This window comes from Pseudomonas sp. LBUM1655 (assembly GCF_059716085.1).
The window spans coordinates 1221163-1236002 of the sequence record NZ_CP166801.1; the positions used below are offsets into that span (position 1 = coordinate 1221163).

General features: G+C 56.1%; 12 protein-coding genes and 1 pseudogene. 2 read left to right on the top strand and 11 right to left on the bottom strand.

All coding sequences use genetic code 11. The features are described from left to right. Positions 1-31: 31 nt before the first annotated feature. From ACA074_RS05335 to ACA074_RS05370, 8 genes are all read right to left on the bottom strand, one after another. Positions 32-1516, bottom strand: a complete 1485-nt coding sequence (locus ACA074_RS05335) for an APC family permease (protein WP_497678557.1) — start codon at positions 1514-1516, stop codon at positions 32-34. A gap of 158 nt (positions 1517-1674) precedes the next feature. Beyond that, a complete protein-coding gene (locus ACA074_RS05340; protein WP_497658733.1) occupies positions 1675-3099 on the bottom strand; it encodes a gamma-aminobutyraldehyde dehydrogenase in 1425 nt (474 codons plus the stop codon). A 147-nt stretch (positions 3100-3246) separates the two neighbouring features. Then, positions 3247-4071, bottom strand: coding sequence for an ABC transporter permease (locus ACA074_RS05345; RefSeq protein WP_497616621.1), 825 nt, complete (start codon positions 4069-4071; stop codon positions 3247-3249). Next, on the bottom strand, positions 4061-4996 hold the full coding sequence (locus ACA074_RS05350; RefSeq protein WP_497678558.1) for an ABC transporter permease: 936 nt from the start codon (positions 4994-4996) through the stop codon (positions 4061-4063). The genes ACA074_RS05345 and ACA074_RS05350 overlap by 11 nt, the downstream gene beginning before the upstream one ends. Position 4997: 1 nt before the next feature. After that, positions 4998-6035: an ABC transporter ATP-binding protein gene (locus tag ACA074_RS05355; RefSeq protein ID WP_497678559.1), complete on the bottom strand. Its 1038-nt coding sequence runs from the start codon at positions 6033-6035 to the stop codon at positions 4998-5000. Positions 6036-6203: 168 nt separating this feature from the next. Next, positions 6204-7355 (bottom strand): putative ABC transporter substrate-binding protein YdcS, encoded by a 1152-nt coding sequence (gene ydcS, locus ACA074_RS05360; protein WP_497678560.1) that lies wholly within the window; start codon positions 7353-7355, stop codon positions 6204-6206. Positions 7356-7438: 83 nt separating this feature from the next. Next, positions 7439-8896 (bottom strand): gamma-aminobutyraldehyde dehydrogenase, encoded by a 1458-nt coding sequence (locus tag ACA074_RS05365; RefSeq protein ID WP_401270739.1) that lies wholly within the window; start codon positions 8894-8896, stop codon positions 7439-7441. A 132-nt stretch (positions 8897-9028) separates the two neighbouring features. Then, on the bottom strand, positions 9029-9943 hold the full coding sequence (locus ACA074_RS05370; RefSeq protein WP_497678561.1) for a LysR family transcriptional regulator: 915 nt from the start codon (positions 9941-9943) through the stop codon (positions 9029-9031). Positions 9944-10118: 175 nt separating this feature from the next. Here ACA074_RS05370 and ACA074_RS05375 point away from each other — a divergent pair, with 175 nt between their 5' ends. Further along, positions 10119-10841, top strand: coding sequence for a tellurite resistance TerB family protein (locus ACA074_RS05375; RefSeq protein WP_497678562.1), 723 nt, complete (start codon positions 10119-10121; stop codon positions 10839-10841). A gap of 505 nt (positions 10842-11346) precedes the next feature. Beyond that, positions 11347-12540: pseudogene (locus ACA074_RS05380) on the top strand (IS4 family transposase). Between the two features lie 212 nt (positions 12541-12752). Here the strand turns inward: ACA074_RS05380 and ACA074_RS05385 are convergent. The 3 genes from ACA074_RS05385 to ACA074_RS05395 form a co-directional block, all read right to left on the bottom strand. Next, entirely contained in the window at positions 12753-12968 is a 216-nt protein-coding gene (locus ACA074_RS05385; protein WP_497678563.1) for a hypothetical protein, read from the bottom strand. A gap of 496 nt (positions 12969-13464) precedes the next feature. Beyond that, positions 13465-13824 carry a hypothetical protein gene (locus ACA074_RS05390; protein ID WP_497678564.1) on the bottom strand — a complete coding sequence of 120 codons (360 nt, stop codon included), beginning with the start codon at positions 13822-13824 and terminating at the stop codon, positions 13465-13467. 267 nt (positions 13825-14091) lie between these two features. After that, on the bottom strand, positions 14092-14718 hold the full coding sequence (locus ACA074_RS05395; protein ID WP_497678565.1) for a DUF2247 family protein: 627 nt from the start codon (positions 14716-14718) through the stop codon (positions 14092-14094). Positions 14719-14840: the final 122 nt, after the last annotated feature.

The window sequence follows — 14840 nt, forward strand, 5'->3', positions numbered from 1 at the left end:
GCCCGAATTTCTGCGGGCAGGTTATTTCGCTCTAGCGACTCACCTTCCAAGCATCCCCAGCCGGCGCCTTCCCATGGTCATACGGCTTGCCAATCCACATATAAACCAAGCCCAACCCAATCACGATCGCGGTGCTCAACACCATCGCATAGTTCACGTACCACGCCGCATCCGGCGTGCGTGGCCAGGCCATGTTGATGATTGCGCCAACGCCATACACCAGCGCGCCAATGTTCACTGGCCAGCCCCACGCGCCGAGGGTGAATTTGCCGCTGGGTTTCCAGCCTTTCATCCGCGCATACAGTGCCGCCAGCACGATCATCTGGAACGCGAGGTAGATGCCGATCGCGGCGAAACTGACGATGGTCGCGACGGCGTCTTGCAGGAAAAATCCGAGGGCGATGATCAGCGCCGGCAGGACGCCGGACACGAACAGCGCGGCAACCGGCACCTGAGTCGTAGGAGAAATCTTTTTAAGCAGTTGGCTGCCGATGACCATTTCATCGCGGGCGTAGGAGTAGAGCAGACGACTCGCTGCGGCCTGTAGGCTGATGACGCAGGAGATGAAGGAAATCATCACCACGCCCATCACCACTTTCGAGCCGACCGGGCCGAAGGCGTTGTTGAGGATGGTGGTGACCGGGTCTTTGTCGGTGCCGTTGATCACCGCTTGCATGTCCGGTACGGCGAGGATCAGCGCCAGGCAGGCGAACATCGCCGCGATGCCGCCGATGTAGATGGTCATGCGCATGGCTACCGGGATTTTTGCGCTCGGGTTCGGGGTTTCTTCGGCGACGTCGCCGCAGGCCTCGAAGCCGTAGTAGAGGAACATCCCCGCCAGCGAGGCGGTGAGGAATGCCGGCAGGTAGGAGCCGTCGACGCTGATGTCGAAGGTGTTGAACAGCACGCTCAGCGGCTGGTGACGTTCGAAGATCAGCAGGTACACGCCGACGATCACTGCGCCGACCAGTTCGCAAAGGAAGCCGAACATGGCGATGCGCGCCAACACTTTGGTGCCGCTGAGGTTGACCAGCGTGGCGAACAAGGTCAGCACCAGGGCGATGACGATGTTGGTGTTGTTGCTCGGCTCAAATCCCAGCATCGCGGCCAGGTACGGGCCAGCGCCGACTGCGACGGCCGCGATGGTGACGCACAGGGCGATGGAGTAGATCCAGCCGACCATCCACGCCCATTTCTTGCCGACCAGTCGGCGCGCCCATGGGTAAACGCCGCCAGAAATCGGGAACTGCGAAACCACTTCGCCGAAGATCAGGCACACCAGCAACTGGCCGCAACCAACCAGCAAATAGGCCCAGAACATCGGTGGGCCGCCAGCGGCGAGGCACAGGCCGAACAGGGTATAAACCCCTACGACCGGTGACAGATAGGTGAAGCCCAGGGCGAAGTTTTCCCACAGGCTCATGCTGCGATTGAAGTTGGAGGTGTAGCCCAGTTTGCGCAGTTGTTCGGCATCGCTGTCGGCGACGGCGGCTGAGAGATCGGGTGATGCACTCATGTGTGTTTGCTCCGTGAAATCGGCAGATTTCGGATGGCCGAGGCCGTGGCGGGGCTTTGGGAGCGCCGCCCGGTTCGGTAGTTATTGTTTTGGTTTCGTTGAAGCCTGGTGGTGAGTCGCCGACATCGTCCGTGTGTCGTGGAAAAGATCGCAGCCTGTTAATGCTTGAACATCACATGCCGAACCGTGGTGTAGTCCTCCAGCCCATACATGGACATGTCCTTGCCGTAACCGGACAGTTTCTGACCGCCATGCGGCATTTCGCTGACCAGCATGAAGTGCGTGTTCACCCAGGTGCAGCCGTATTGCAACCGTGCCGACATCCGATGCGCGCGTCCTACGTCAGCTGTCCAAACGGAGGACGCCAGGCCGTAGTCCGAATCGTTGGCCCACTCCAGCGCCTGCGCTTCATCGGTGAACTTGGTCACCGACACCACCGGCCCGAACACTTCACGGCGGACGATTTCATCGTCCTGTTGCGCGTCAGCCAACACGGTCGGCTCGAAGAAGAAACCATTGCCGTCCACAGCCTTGCCGCCCGTGATCAAACGAATGTGCGGTTGCGCCACGGCGCGTTCGACGAACGCTGCGACACGATCACGATGCTGCGCAGTAATCAGCGGTCCCAGTTCGGTAGAAGGATCATCCTGCAAGCCGTACTTGATGCTGCTGACCGCCGCGCCAAGCTTCTCGACGAATTTTTCGTAAATGCCTTGCTGCGCGTAGATCCTGCAAGCTGCCGTGCAGTCCTGCCCGGCGTTGTAGAAGCCGAATGTACGAATGCCTTCAACCGCTGCATCAATATCAGCATCGTCAAAGATGATCACCGGCGCCTTGCCGCCCAGTTCCATGTGCATGCGTTTGACGCTGTCGGCGGTGCTGGAAATGATGTTCGAACCGGTCGCGATTGAGCCGGTCAGCGAGACCATGCGCACTTTCGGATGAGTCACCAACGGGCTGCCAACGGTAGGCCCACGACCAAACACCAGATTGAGTACGCCGGCCGGGAAGATTTCCGATGCCAGTTCGGCCAGACGCAACGCGGTCAGTGGGGTTTGTTCCGACGGCTTGAGCACCACGGTATTACCGGCGGCCAGTGCCGGGGCGATTTTCCAGGCGACCATCATCAACGGGTAATTCCACGGCGCGATGGAGGCGATCACGCCGACCGGGTCGCGGCGGATCATCGAGGTGTGGCCGGGCAGGTATTCACCGCCGGCCGAACCGCTCATGCAACGGCTGGCGCCGGCGAAGAAACGGAACACGTCAGCAATTGCCGGGATCTCGTCGTTGAGCGCGGCGCTGTAGGGTTTACCGCAATTGTCGGACTCGAGTTTGGCTAATTCTTCGCCGTGGGCTTCGATAGCGTCGGCGAGTTTGAGCAGCAGCAGGGAGCGGTCTTTCGGCGCGGTTTGCGACCACTCGGCGAAGGCGCTATCGGCTGCTCGCACGGCGGCATCGACCTGGGCTTCTGTGGCTTCGTTGATTTCCACCAGCACTTCGCCGAGCGCCGGGTTGAGCACCGGTTGGGCGGGGCCTTCGCCGTTGACCAATTGGCCGTTGATCAAGAGTTTGGTTTGCATGCTTTTGTCCTCTTCGAATCCATTGTTTTATCTGTGGAAACCGGATCCTGTGTAGGAGCTGCCGCAGGCTGCGATCTTTTGATCTTGATTTTCAAAAGCAACATCAACAGATCGCAGCCTTCGGCAGCTCCTACAGGGGGATTTCAATTATTTTCCGCCACTGCCGGCGACGCTCTCACCACCCCGAGTCAGGTAGTACGCGCCAAGGATCGGCAGCATGGTCACCATCATCACCAGCATGGCGACGACGTTGGTCACCGGCACATCCCGTGGGCGGCTGAGCTGGTTGAGCAGCCACAGCGGCAACGTGCGTTCATGGCCTGCGGTAAATGTGGTGACGATGATTTCGTCGAACGACAGCGCAAACGCGAGCATGCCGCCGGCCAGCAACGCCGAGCCGAGATTGGGCAGCATGATGTAGCGGAAGGTCTGCCAGCCATCGGCGCCCAGGTCCATCGAAGCCTCGATCAAACTGTGCGAAGTGCGGCGCAGGCGGGCGATGACGTTGTTGTAGACGATCACCACGCAGAAGGTCGCGTGGCCGACGATGATGGTGAACATTCCCGGCTCGATCCCCAGCGTCTTGAACGTCGCCAGCAGCGCGATCCCGGTGATGATCCCCGGCAGCGCGATCGGCAGGATCAGCATCAACGAAATGCCCTGTTTGCCGAAGAAATCCCGGCGGTACAAAGCCGCCGAGGCGAGCGTGCCGAGCACCATCGCGATCAACGTGGCGATGGCTGCAATTTGCAGCGACAGCTTGATCGATTCCAGAACGTCCGGCCGCGAAAACGCCACGCTGAACCAGTGCAACGTAAAGCCCTTCGGCGGAAAGCTGAACGCGGCCTCTTCGGTGTTGAAGGCGTAGAGGAAGATGATCAGGATCGGGAAGTGCAGAAACACCAACCCGCCCCAAGCTGCGATTCGCAGACCTATAGACGCATGCCCTTGTGATGAAGAGTCAGAGTGCATCGAAGGCCCCCAGTCGTTTAACGATGGACAGGTAGATGGCGATCAACACAATCGGCACCAGCGTAAACGCGGCGGCCATCGGCATGTTGCCGATCGCACCCTGCTGCGCATAAACCATGCTGCCGACAAAGTAGCCCGGTGGGCCGACCAGTTGCGGCACGATGAAGTCGCCCAGGGTCAGGGAAAACGTGAAGATCGATCCGGCAGCAATTCCCGGAATCGACAGCGGCAAAATCACCTGCATAAAGGTCTGACGCGGCTTGGCGCCAAGGTCGGCGGAGGCTTGCAACAGCGACGGCGGCAGACGTTCCAGCGAAGCCTGAATCGGCAGGATCATGAACGGCAGCCAGATGTAGACAAACACCATGAAACGGCCGAGATGCGAGGTCGACAAGGTGCTGCCACCGACGCCGGGAATCCCCAGAATGAACTGCAACACCGGCTCCAGCCCCAAGTGCTGAACGAACCACTGTGCCACGCCGCCCTTGGCCAGGAGCAACGTCCATGCGTAAGCCTTGACGATGTAGCTGGCCCACATTGGCATCATCACCGCGATGTAGAAAAACGCCTTGGTCTTGCCCGTGGTGTAACGGGCCATGTAGTAGGCAATCGGGAACGCCACAATGGCGCTGGCAATCGATACGACGATGGCCATGCTCAGCGTGCGCAGGATGATGTCGAAGTTCGATGGCTGAAACAGTGCGGCAAAATTCGCCAGGGTCAGGTCAGGGGTGACCGCCATGGTGAAGTCGTCGAAGGTGTAGAAACCTTGCCACAACAGCACCAGCAGCGAGCCAAGATAGATCGCGCCGAACCACAGCAGTGGCGGCACCAGCAGCATCGACAAATACAAATTCGGCTTGCGGTAGAGCAGGTTGGAAAACCTGCGCAGCGGCGGCGATTGAATCATCGCGAGCGTGCTCATCTCAGACCCCGCTCGTCACGGTGTCGTGCAGCGGGATCATCGCCTCCCGCGCCCAGCGTGCGCTCAGGCGCTGGCCGGTCTGATGCTGTGCGCTGCTGTCGAGCCACTGGTTGTTGGCGTGGCTGATGCTCAGGGTCTGGCCGTTTTCCAGGGTCAGTTCATAGCGCGTGGCGCTGCCCTGATACTGGATGTCGTGGAGCAGACCGCTGACTTCGATTTCATGGCTGGCCAATGGGCCTTCAGCAAAGCGCACGTGCTCCGGACGGATTGAAAACGGCTGCGGATGACCACTGAGCTGGCGTGCCAGTTCGCCACGAATCACGTTCGAGGTGCCGACGAATTCGGCGACGAACGTGGTGGTCGGCTTCATGTACAGATTGCGCGGGGTATCGACCTGCTCGATGCGGCCCTTGTTGAACACGGCGACGCGGTCGGACATCGACAGCGCTTCGGTTTGATCGTGGGTGACGAAGATGAAAGTGATACCGAGTTGGCGTTGCAGTTTCTTCAATTCGCTTTGCATTTGCTCGCGCAGCTTCAGGTCGAGTGCGCCCAAAGGCTCATCGAGCAGCAGCACGCGGGGTCGATTGACCAAGGCGCGGGCGAGGGCGACACGCTGGCGCTGGCCGCCGGACAATTGCACCGGTTTACGTGCGCCGTAGCCGCCGAGGGCGACCATGTCCAATGCTTCTTCTGCGCGTTTGTGGCGTTCGTTTTTGCCCACGCCTTTGACTTTCAAGCCGTAGGCGACGTTGTCGAGCACGTTCATGTGCGGGAACAGCGCGTAATCCTGAAACACAGTGTTTACGTCACGTTGATACGGCGGCAAACCCGCCGCTTCGGCGCCGTGGATGCGGATCGAGCCGGCGCTCGGTTGTTCGAATCCGGCGATCAGGCGCAGGCACGTGGTTTTGCCCGAGCCGGAAGGGCCGAGCATGGAAAAGAACTCGCCGTCCTGGATATCGATGGAAACCCGGTCAACGGCTTTCACTTCGCCAAACTGCCGGGAAACGTTGGTGAACTGGACTGCAAGCGTCATGGTGCGGTGCTCCGGTAAAGCAGGCTTTCAAAGAATGATCAGGTGTTGCGTCGAAAAGATCGCAGCCTTCGGCAGCTCCTACAGGATGTGTGCCGGACGCTGAATTTTCGGTGCTCGCGGTCGGTGTAGGAGCTGCCGAAGGCTGCGATCTTTTGATCTTGAAGGGGCTTACCTACCGCCCATGATCGCTATGTAGTCCTGCGTCCAGCGGCTGTACGGCACAAACTTGCCGCCCTCAGCCTGTGGAGTTTTCCAGAAGGCGATCTTGTCGAACTGGTCGAAACCGTTGGTCTTGCAACCCTCGGCGCCGAGCAACTCACTGCCTTGGCAAGCCGTCGGCACGGCCGGTAACGAGCCGAACCACGCCGCCACGTCACCCTGGACTTTCGGTTGCAGCGACCAATCCATCCACTTGTACGCGCAGTTCGGATGCTTGGCTTCGGCGTGCAACATGGTGGTGTCGGCCCAGCCGGTAGCGCCTTCTTTCGGGATGGTCGACGCGATTGGCTGCTTCTCGTTGATCAGGCCGTTGACCTGATATGGCCAGGCGCTGGAGGCGACCACGCCTTCGTTTTTGAAGTCGCTCATCTGCACCGTGGTGTCGTGCCAGTAGCGGTGGATCAGCGGCTGCTGCGCGCGCAACAGATCGAGCACGGCTTTGTACTGTGCTTCGGTGAGTTGATACGGATCGCTGATACCTAATTCAGGCTTGGCGGACTTGAGATACAGCGCCGCATCGGCGATGTAGATCGGTCCGTCATACGCCTGCACACGGCCCTTGTTCGCTTTGCCGTCCGGCAGGTTCTGCGCGTCGAACAGCACATTCCAACTGGTCGGTGCAGTCTTGAACACGTTGGTGTTGTACATCAGCACGTTCGGCCCCCACTGGTACGGGGTGCCGTAAGTCTGATTGTTGACCACGTACCAAGGCGCATCTTTCAGGCGTGGGTCGAGGGTTTTCCAGTTAGGGATCAACGCGGTGTTGATCGGTTGCACACGCTTGCCGACGATCAACCGCAGCGACGCATCGCCCGACGCGGTGACCAGGTCGTAACCGCCCTTGGCCATCAGGCTGACCATTTCGTCAGAGGTCGCGGCGGTTTTCACGTTGACCTTGCAGCCGGTTTCTTTCTCGAAACCGCTCACCCAGTCGTACGCCTTGTCGCTCTCGCCACGTTCGATGTAGCCCGGCCAGGCGACGATATCCAGCTGACCTTCACCAGCGCCGACAGCCTTCAGCGGTTCTGCCGCTTGCAGGCTGGCGCTGGCCAGCAAGGCCGTGGTGATTGCACTGAACAGTGCGGTCTTGTGCACGAACATGGTTGAACCCTCTTCTTTAAATTATGGTCGAGGCAGTTGTGAACGCGGTGAAGCATGCCGTTGGCGGCTTGTTATTAGCGTAGTCAGAGATGCTGGCCGTGGCGGGCCATGATGTGCCGCACCACGCTGTAGTCCTGAAGCGAATCGCTGGATAAGTCTTTGCCATAACCTGAACGTTTCAGCCCGCCGTGGGGCATTTCGCTGACCAGCATGAAATGGCTGTTGATCCAGGTGCAGCCGTATTGCAGGCGGGCGGCGACTTGCATCGCCTTGTCCAGATTCTGCGTCCACACCGACGAGGCGAGGCCGTATTCGGAGTCGTTGGCCCAGTCCACGGCTTGGGCGAGTTCATCGAAACGGGTCACGGTCACCACCGGGCCGAACACTTCGCGCTGGACGATTTCATCGCTCTGCTTGCAACCGGCTAGCAGCGTTGGTTGGTAGTAGAAACCGGCGCCGGAATGCACCGCCGCGCCGGTCACCCGCTCGATGTGCGGCTGACCGAGGGCGCGTTCAACGAAACTGGCCACGCGGTCGCGCTGGCGGGTGCTGATCAGCGGGCCGATTTCGTTGTCGGCATCTCGCTTGCCAGCGAAGCGCAGACTGCTGACAGCGGCACCGAGTTCAGCGACCAATTTGTCGTGAATGCCGGCCTGGGCGTAGATCCGGCAGGCGGCGGTGCAGTCTTGCCCGGCGTTGTAGTAACCGTAAGTGCGCACGCCTTCGACGACAGCTTGAATGTCCGCGTCGTTGCAGACGATTACCGGGGCTTTGCCGCCGAGTTCAAGGTGTGTGCGTTTCAGGGTTTTCGCCGCGGCCTGAAGGATTTTCTGCCCGGTGACGATATCGCCGGTCAGCGAGACCATGCGGATTTTCGGGTGACTGACCAAATGGCTGCCTACGCCTTCGCCACCGCCGCAGATGATGTTGATCACCCCACGCGGCAGGATTTCGGCGAGCGCAGGAGCCAGCGCGAGGATCGACAGCGGCGTGTGCTCGGACGGCTTGAACACCAGTGTGTTGCCGGCGGCGAGGGCCGGGGCGATTTTCCACGCGGCCATCATGATCGGGTAGTTCCACGGCGCAATCGAGGCGACGACGCCAATCGGATCGCGGCGCACCATGCTGGTGTAACCCGGCAGGTATTCGCCGCTGAGCTGGCCGGTCTGGCAGCGCACGGCTCCGGCGAAGAAACGGAACACGTCGACGGTCGCAGTCAAATCGTCCTGACGGGCCAGATGCAACGGCTTGCCGCAGTTCAGCGATTCGAGGCGGGCGAGGTGGTCGGCGTGTTTTTCGACCGCGTTGGCGATCTCCAGCAGCAGGTTGGAGCGTTGCTGCGGCGTGGTGCGCGACCATTCGGCAAAGGCGCGGTGGGCGGCGAGGATGGCAGCTTCGACCTGCTCGGTGCTGGCCTCGGCGATGTGCGTGAGCACTTCACCGGTGGCCGGGTTGAGGATCGGCTCGACAAAGCCTTCGCCGGCGACCAGTTCACCGTCGATCAACAACGCGGTACACATCGGGGTCTGCGCGCCAGCCATTTTGCGAGTTCTCTTTTCTTGTATGGCCATTGGTGCTCCCTGTGCACCGGGAGCCGACCGTCTTATAGATGCAGCAAGACTAGTGCGCGGCTCCGGGGGCGACAAATTCTAAATACTGAAGGTGGCATTCGATTAAATAGATGGCTTGCGTCCGCCGTGGGGTTGTTCGCGGGCCACGGTCAGAAATGGATCAACCAGCGCCGGCCGCGCGGTGCCACGACGCCAGGCCAGCCCGACATCGAGGGTCTGGTTGAGGTCAGCAATTGGCCGCGCTTCGATGATGTCGCCTTCCAGCGACCATGGGCGGTAGGTCATGTCCGGCTGGATCGACAAGCCCAGACCCGCCGCTACAAGGCTTCGCACCGCTTCGGTTGAAGCGGTTCTCAGCGTGATCTTTGGTTGCAGTCCCGCACCGCGCCACAGGCGTTGAGCATTGCGATCCATCTCGTCGACGTTGAGTTGAATCAACGGTTCGCGGGCGACATCGGCGAGGTTGATGCTGTCGTGCTCCAAAAGCGGATGCTGTGCTGGCAGCCACAAACGGTGTGGCGAATGGGTCAGAACCTCAGTCTGCAAGGCGTGGCGATCTTCGAGGTTGGAGAGGATCAACACGCCTACGTCGATCTCACCACTGACCAGCAGATGCTCGATGTAGGGGCGTTCGTCCTCCATCACCCGTATCTCGACATTGGGATAAGCACGCTGAAACCGGGTGACCAAATCCGCGAGGTAGTAACCCGCGACAAGGCTGGTCACGCCGATGATCAACTGCCCGGCAACCTGATCGGTGCTCTGTTGCAGGCTGCGTTTGGCGTTATCGACTGTCGCCAGAATCAGGTGCGCCTGGCGTAGGAATTGATGACCCTGATGCGTCAGCGTCATGCCTTTGGCGTGTCGGCTGAACAAGCTGACGCCGATTTCTTCTTCCAGTTGCTGGATCGCCAGGGTCAGTGTCGATTGGGAAATGAACGCCGTTTGCGCAGCAGCGGAGATCGAGCCGGTCTCGGCCACGGCGATGAAGTGACGGATCTGACGCAGGGTCATCATGAGAGGGGTACCCAGTGGGCGGTTTTTATAGATTGGCTGGAGTGTATATCTATTTTCACGAAGGGCAGTCCGGTGCCAAGCAACATCTGGAAGCACACTCGTGAGCAGGGCAGGGGCACTTTCAAACTAGGCTGAGGGCCTTATAGATCCGGATAACCCTGTTTGGAGGCGGAACATGAACACCCGTGGATTGCTCGATCAACTACTCAAATCCGGCCAGGATCTGTTGCAGAACAAGGCTGGCGGGTCGCAGAACAAATCGGCTGGCGGCGGGCTGGGCGGCTTGCTTGGTGGGTCTTCCGGCGGCAGTGGCCTCGGCGGTCTGCTGTCAGGTGCCGGCGGTGGCGCACTGGCGGCGGGCGCCATGGGTCTGCTGCTCGGCAATAAGAAAGTGCGCAACGTCGGCGGCAAAGTCGCCCTCTACGGCGGCCTCGCCGCACTCGGCGTGCTCGCATATAAAGCCTACGGCAACTACAACGCCCAAAAAGGCATTGCTCCGCAACGTGAACCGCAAACCCTGGATCGCCTGCCACCCGCGCAAGCCGAACAACACAGCCAGGCGATCCTCAAGGCACTCGTTGCGGCCGCCAAAGCTGACGGCCATATCGACGACCGCGAACGCCAACTGATCGAAGGCGAATTCACCAAACTCGACAACGATCAGGAGCTGCAACACTGGCTTCACGCCGAACTCAACAAACCCCTTGACCCAACAGACGTTGCCCGCGCGGCAAGCACCCCGGAAATGGCGGCAGAGATGTACATCGCCAGCGTGATGCTGGTGGACGAGGAGAACTTCATGGAGAAGAGCTATCTGGATGAACTGGCGCGGCAGTTGAAACTGGAGCCGGGGTTGAAGGTGGAGTTGGAGAAGCAGGTGCGGTTGGCTGCAGTTTAATTATTCGAGCCTGCAAGGCTTGGGGGGGCAGGCAGTCGGTTAAACCCCCCCGATTGTTTTGCAGGCTTAGATATTTCGATTCTGAGAGCTACCACTTTCAGTCTTTTTCCGTTAGGACTGCGTCTCTGGGTTTCAGACATGGGTTTCAGGGACAGACCACGTTTAGAAATCGAGAAAACGGAGATTATTGTCAGGGGCAGACTGCATCTAGAAAACAAGGGAACTTAAAATACAGAAAAGGGATAGCGCCGGATTCTTCTTGCCGGGTGATCTGCTGACCCAACGCTTCGTAACGATACTTGCGTTGGCCGCCATGGGATGGGATCAATGGGGGATCAATGGGGACAGATTTATTTTCAATGCCTTTTTGCTCAAGTATGGAAAATAGATCTGTCCCTGAGAAATCCCCGCTTTTTCCTACGAGAAATCAAGAAGTTGGGAATTGAAGAGACCTGCATGGGTCGGCAGCTTGTATTGCACCACACAAAAACAAGATCCCGATCCCATGCAGGCAATCCGATTCTTACACAGCGCGCTCGCTCAAGCACTTCCCACTGTCCATTCCCATCGTCTGAAAACGCTGATGTGTTGTGTCAGTTCATTACTGAAAGGCCGTCGTCTGACGCTGACAGGACTGGGTCGATTCATGTCTGGCAAGGCCTATCCCAAACATGCCATCAAACGGGTGGATCGACTTCTCGGTAATCGCCATCTGCAAACGGAGCGTTCGCTGTTTTATTGGGTCATGTTGCGGGCCTTGCTGGGGTCGTTGAAACATCCCTTGATTCTGGTCGACTGGTCACCGATCGATGCGGCGGGAGAGTTCTTTTTGTTACGCGCCGCCATCCCGTTGGCTGGGCGCTCGTTTCCTATTTACGAGAGCGTTCACGAGCGCGAAGGATGTCCTAAATATCAAAAGCGATTGCTGCAAACGCTGGCCGAAATGCTTCCCAAAGACTGTGTGCCGATCCTTGTGGCCGATGCGGGTTTTCGACGGCCCTGGATCAAGGTTGTCGAGGCGCAAGGCTGGTATTACGTGGCTCGGGTGCGCAATCGTGATCTTTACCGCGGTGATTCGAACACCTGGCTGCCAGTGAAAAACCTGTACGCTTTGGCGTCTTCTTCACCGAAGTCTCTGGGCCGGATCGAGATGACCCAAAGCGCTCCGCATTTCATCCAGTTGTACTGCGTCAAGCACCGAGCCAAGGGGCGAAAGCATCAGCGCGTCACCGGCTCAATCGCCAAAAACAAGCTCAGCAGGCAATCGGCCAATCGTGAACGAGAGCCGTGGTTGCTGGCCAGTAATCTGCCGGAGGAGCTATGGAATCCATCGAAAATCGTGGCGATTTACAAACAACGGATGCAGATAGAAGAAGGCTTCCGGGATGTAAAAAGCGAGTACTTCGGTGTTGGCGTGACTCGTCATCGAAGTCACTGCCCACGCCGAATTGAAGTGCTATTACTGATCGCGGCTTTGGCCAACTACATCATCTGTTTGACCGGCTTACAGGCCCGCGAGGCGGGCCACGAACATCGCTTTCAAAGCAATAGTCTTAAACACTGACGAGTGTTATCGCTGTGGCGACTGGGGCTTGAATACTGGCGTAGCGGACGCGGCTCAAAGTCTGGAAGAACCTTGGAGAGACTTGAGCACGCGTTAAGAAACGAGGTGCGTCAACAGGCGCAGAGTCTGGAGTAGATTTGTGGGGATCTAGATCTGTCCCCTTTGTGGTCGTTTTTTTTAAATATTTGTGGGGTGAAGTGAGGACTTTTTTGAAACGATATCTACAAATAATGGAAGGTCGTGATTTTTGTTCTTAATCGAGATTAGTGAAATGGAGTTGCCAATTTTTAATACCCCGCAATCATCTTCTTCGATAGTGATTAACTCAGCTGTAATATAGGTTTTACCTAGGTCGAAGTGAATTGAGGTGGCATTTTTTTTGATGGTGTTAAATTCTCTCCCCATAAGAAATCATCGTCAATATTAAACTCGACGTCGTAGCTTTGATTCTCTTCGGGTGTTGAACCTGTGAATTCTGATACGCCGTTCCCGTAGGCGGTTGAGTACTCAACAAATATCTTGTCAGCACTGTTTTTTATGATGCTTTTTATCGTAATGTTCATCTATTTTGTTCCTAGCGGGACTCGTATTACGGTGTTGTCGACATTCATTGCGTTGTTAATAAGATCTAAAGTCCAGGTTTCTTCATGGTAATGATGCTTGTTCGGCTTGCTATTCATTTCGTGAGCGCCATATCTAATGCTTCTCTTGCCGTCGGCAGATACGATTCTATCGTTGTCTGGTAACCCAGTCCTCGGATGAATATTCGTATACGGCCCTTCACCTAAGAAATCTTATGCCCAAAGGGGACAGATTTATTTTCAATGCCTTTTTACTCAAGTATGGAAAATAGATCTGTCCCCTTTGTGGTCGGTCCCCTTTGTGGTCCCTTTGTAGTCGATTTAAGCGTTGCTGAGCCTGATTTCCTATATGCTTCATCTCCTCCAGGGAATAATTTTTAGCTGAGAATGTCAAGGTTTCGGGGGGCAAAGGATATACGTCTAATTTTTTGTTAACTTTGAATTTGTTATTTATGCGGCGTAGCGGAATTTTCGATGTTTAGTTGAATTTTTCCTTCAGGTTTTCTAGTGTGGCATCCAATTTAAGTTGTCTTGCTTGTATGTTATTTTTACACCAATCAATAATTATGGTAATTGCATCTTTAAATGGAAGCACGACGTGATCATCCATAAATTCAAATGCGATACCGTCTTTTAGGTATTCTGGAATATTTTCTTGGTCATCGTCTGTGCTAATGTAAATTCCAGACATTTCGATACCGAAACCTTGTGATTTGAGGAGGCTGTTTAGAGCATTCGGCAGAAAACTAGCATTTTTTAATGACGATAACTCCAAGAGGTCTAGAAGGCAGTTGTTAATTATGCTGCTTTGTTTGTTGCTCAGTTTTTGGATGCTCATGGCTTACTTCATTGTGGGGTGGAGGTTAGTGACAGTTGTTAATGTTTCATCTAGGTAGATTCTGAATGTTATTCCCTCGTGCGAAGCGCTGTATGCTCGGTTACCACTTGCTCGCGCTTGATGATATCCGGAGGCAGTCGCTTCTCTACCGGAGAAAAGGGGACAGATTTATTTTCAGTTTTTAGAAAATAAATCTGTCCCCTTTTTAATGTGTCCCCTTTTTAATGTGTCCCCTTTTTAATGTATGCATGGATTGCTCCATAATCTTTATGTTGTCGTTGGCGGAATACAATCTCTTTCACAGGAGAAAAGAGCTTTGTATTCTAAAATTGCGAGCCTCCAGTTTTTATATAGTCGCTCTTCGGACCCTTCGGCACCATCAGGTATAGGCATATATCTAACTATCGGCGAGACTTCTCCTGGGTAGTCAAAGTCTGCATATAGTTCTTCAATAACTTCAAGGGGGTCCGATAGCGAGTCTTTGTTTTCTAAAAAATAGGAGAGAAGTAAATAAATCCAAGGCTTGGATATTTCTTTTTCGGTTTGCGGATTTTTGCTCGTTAGAGACTGAAGAAGGTCGCTTGTCAAATAAAGTTCGTGAGGCTCTAACGAAGCAAGCTCATAAGCCTTCTCTGAAGAGGCGGTTGTTAATGTGTTGCATGCGAAGTGCGAAATGCCTTTTTCATCGATGTAACCTCGTTGAAATCCAAATAAAAGTTCGTCCCAGCTTAACCAGGGCGTCTTGGAGAATATATAGTTTCCGTCAAGCGGTAATAAGGGCATTTTTTCTACTTTGGAAGTCTTGATGGGATTTGGTTGGCAAGTAAAAGGGGACGGATTTATTTTTAACCCTTTTGGATTGGAAGGAAAAATAGATTTATCACCATTTTGCAATGATCACCTTTTGCAATGTTGTTTTTTTTGTTTCAAGGATTGATATTTTCCCGAAGCCAAGGCTCCTGTAAATGACTGTGTTTAGGTTGGTTTCATCGCCCGCTGATCTAAAACTCATGGAG

Coding starts and splice junctions, on each gene's coding strand:
- ACA074_RS05335 (WP_497678557.1), bottom strand. CDS start 1,516: ATGAGTGCATCACCCGATCTCTCAGCCGCCGTCGCCGACAGCGATGCC.
- ACA074_RS05365 (WP_401270739.1), bottom strand. CDS start 8,896: ATGGCTGGCGCGCAGACCCCGATGTGTACCGCGTTGTTGATCGACGGT.
- ACA074_RS05370 (WP_497678561.1), bottom strand. CDS start 9,943: ATGATGACCCTGCGTCAGATCCGTCACTTCATCGCCGTGGCCGAGACC.
- ydcS (WP_497678560.1), bottom strand. CDS start 7,355: ATGTTCGTGCACAAGACCGCACTGTTCAGTGCAATCACCACGGCCTTG.
- ACA074_RS05350 (WP_497678558.1), bottom strand. CDS start 4,996: ATGAGCACGCTCGCGATGATTCAATCGCCGCCGCTGCGCAGGTTTTCC.
- ACA074_RS05340 (WP_497658733.1), bottom strand. CDS start 3,099: ATGCAAACCAAACTCTTGATCAACGGCCAATTGGTCAACGGCGAAGGC.
- ACA074_RS05390 (WP_497678564.1), bottom strand. CDS start 13,824: ATGAGCATCCAAAAACTGAGCAACAAACAAAGCAGCATAATTAACAAC.
- ACA074_RS05355 (WP_497678559.1), bottom strand. CDS start 6,035: ATGACGCTTGCAGTCCAGTTCACCAACGTTTCCCGGCAGTTTGGCGAA.
- ACA074_RS05385 (WP_497678563.1), bottom strand. CDS start 12,968: ATGAACATTACGATAAAAAGCATCATAAAAAACAGTGCTGACAAGATA.
- ACA074_RS05345 (WP_497616621.1), bottom strand. CDS start 4,071: ATGCACTCTGACTCTTCATCACAAGGGCATGCGTCTATAGGTCTGCGA.
- ACA074_RS05375 (WP_497678562.1), top strand. CDS start 10,119: ATGAACACCCGTGGATTGCTCGATCAACTACTCAAATCCGGCCAGGAT.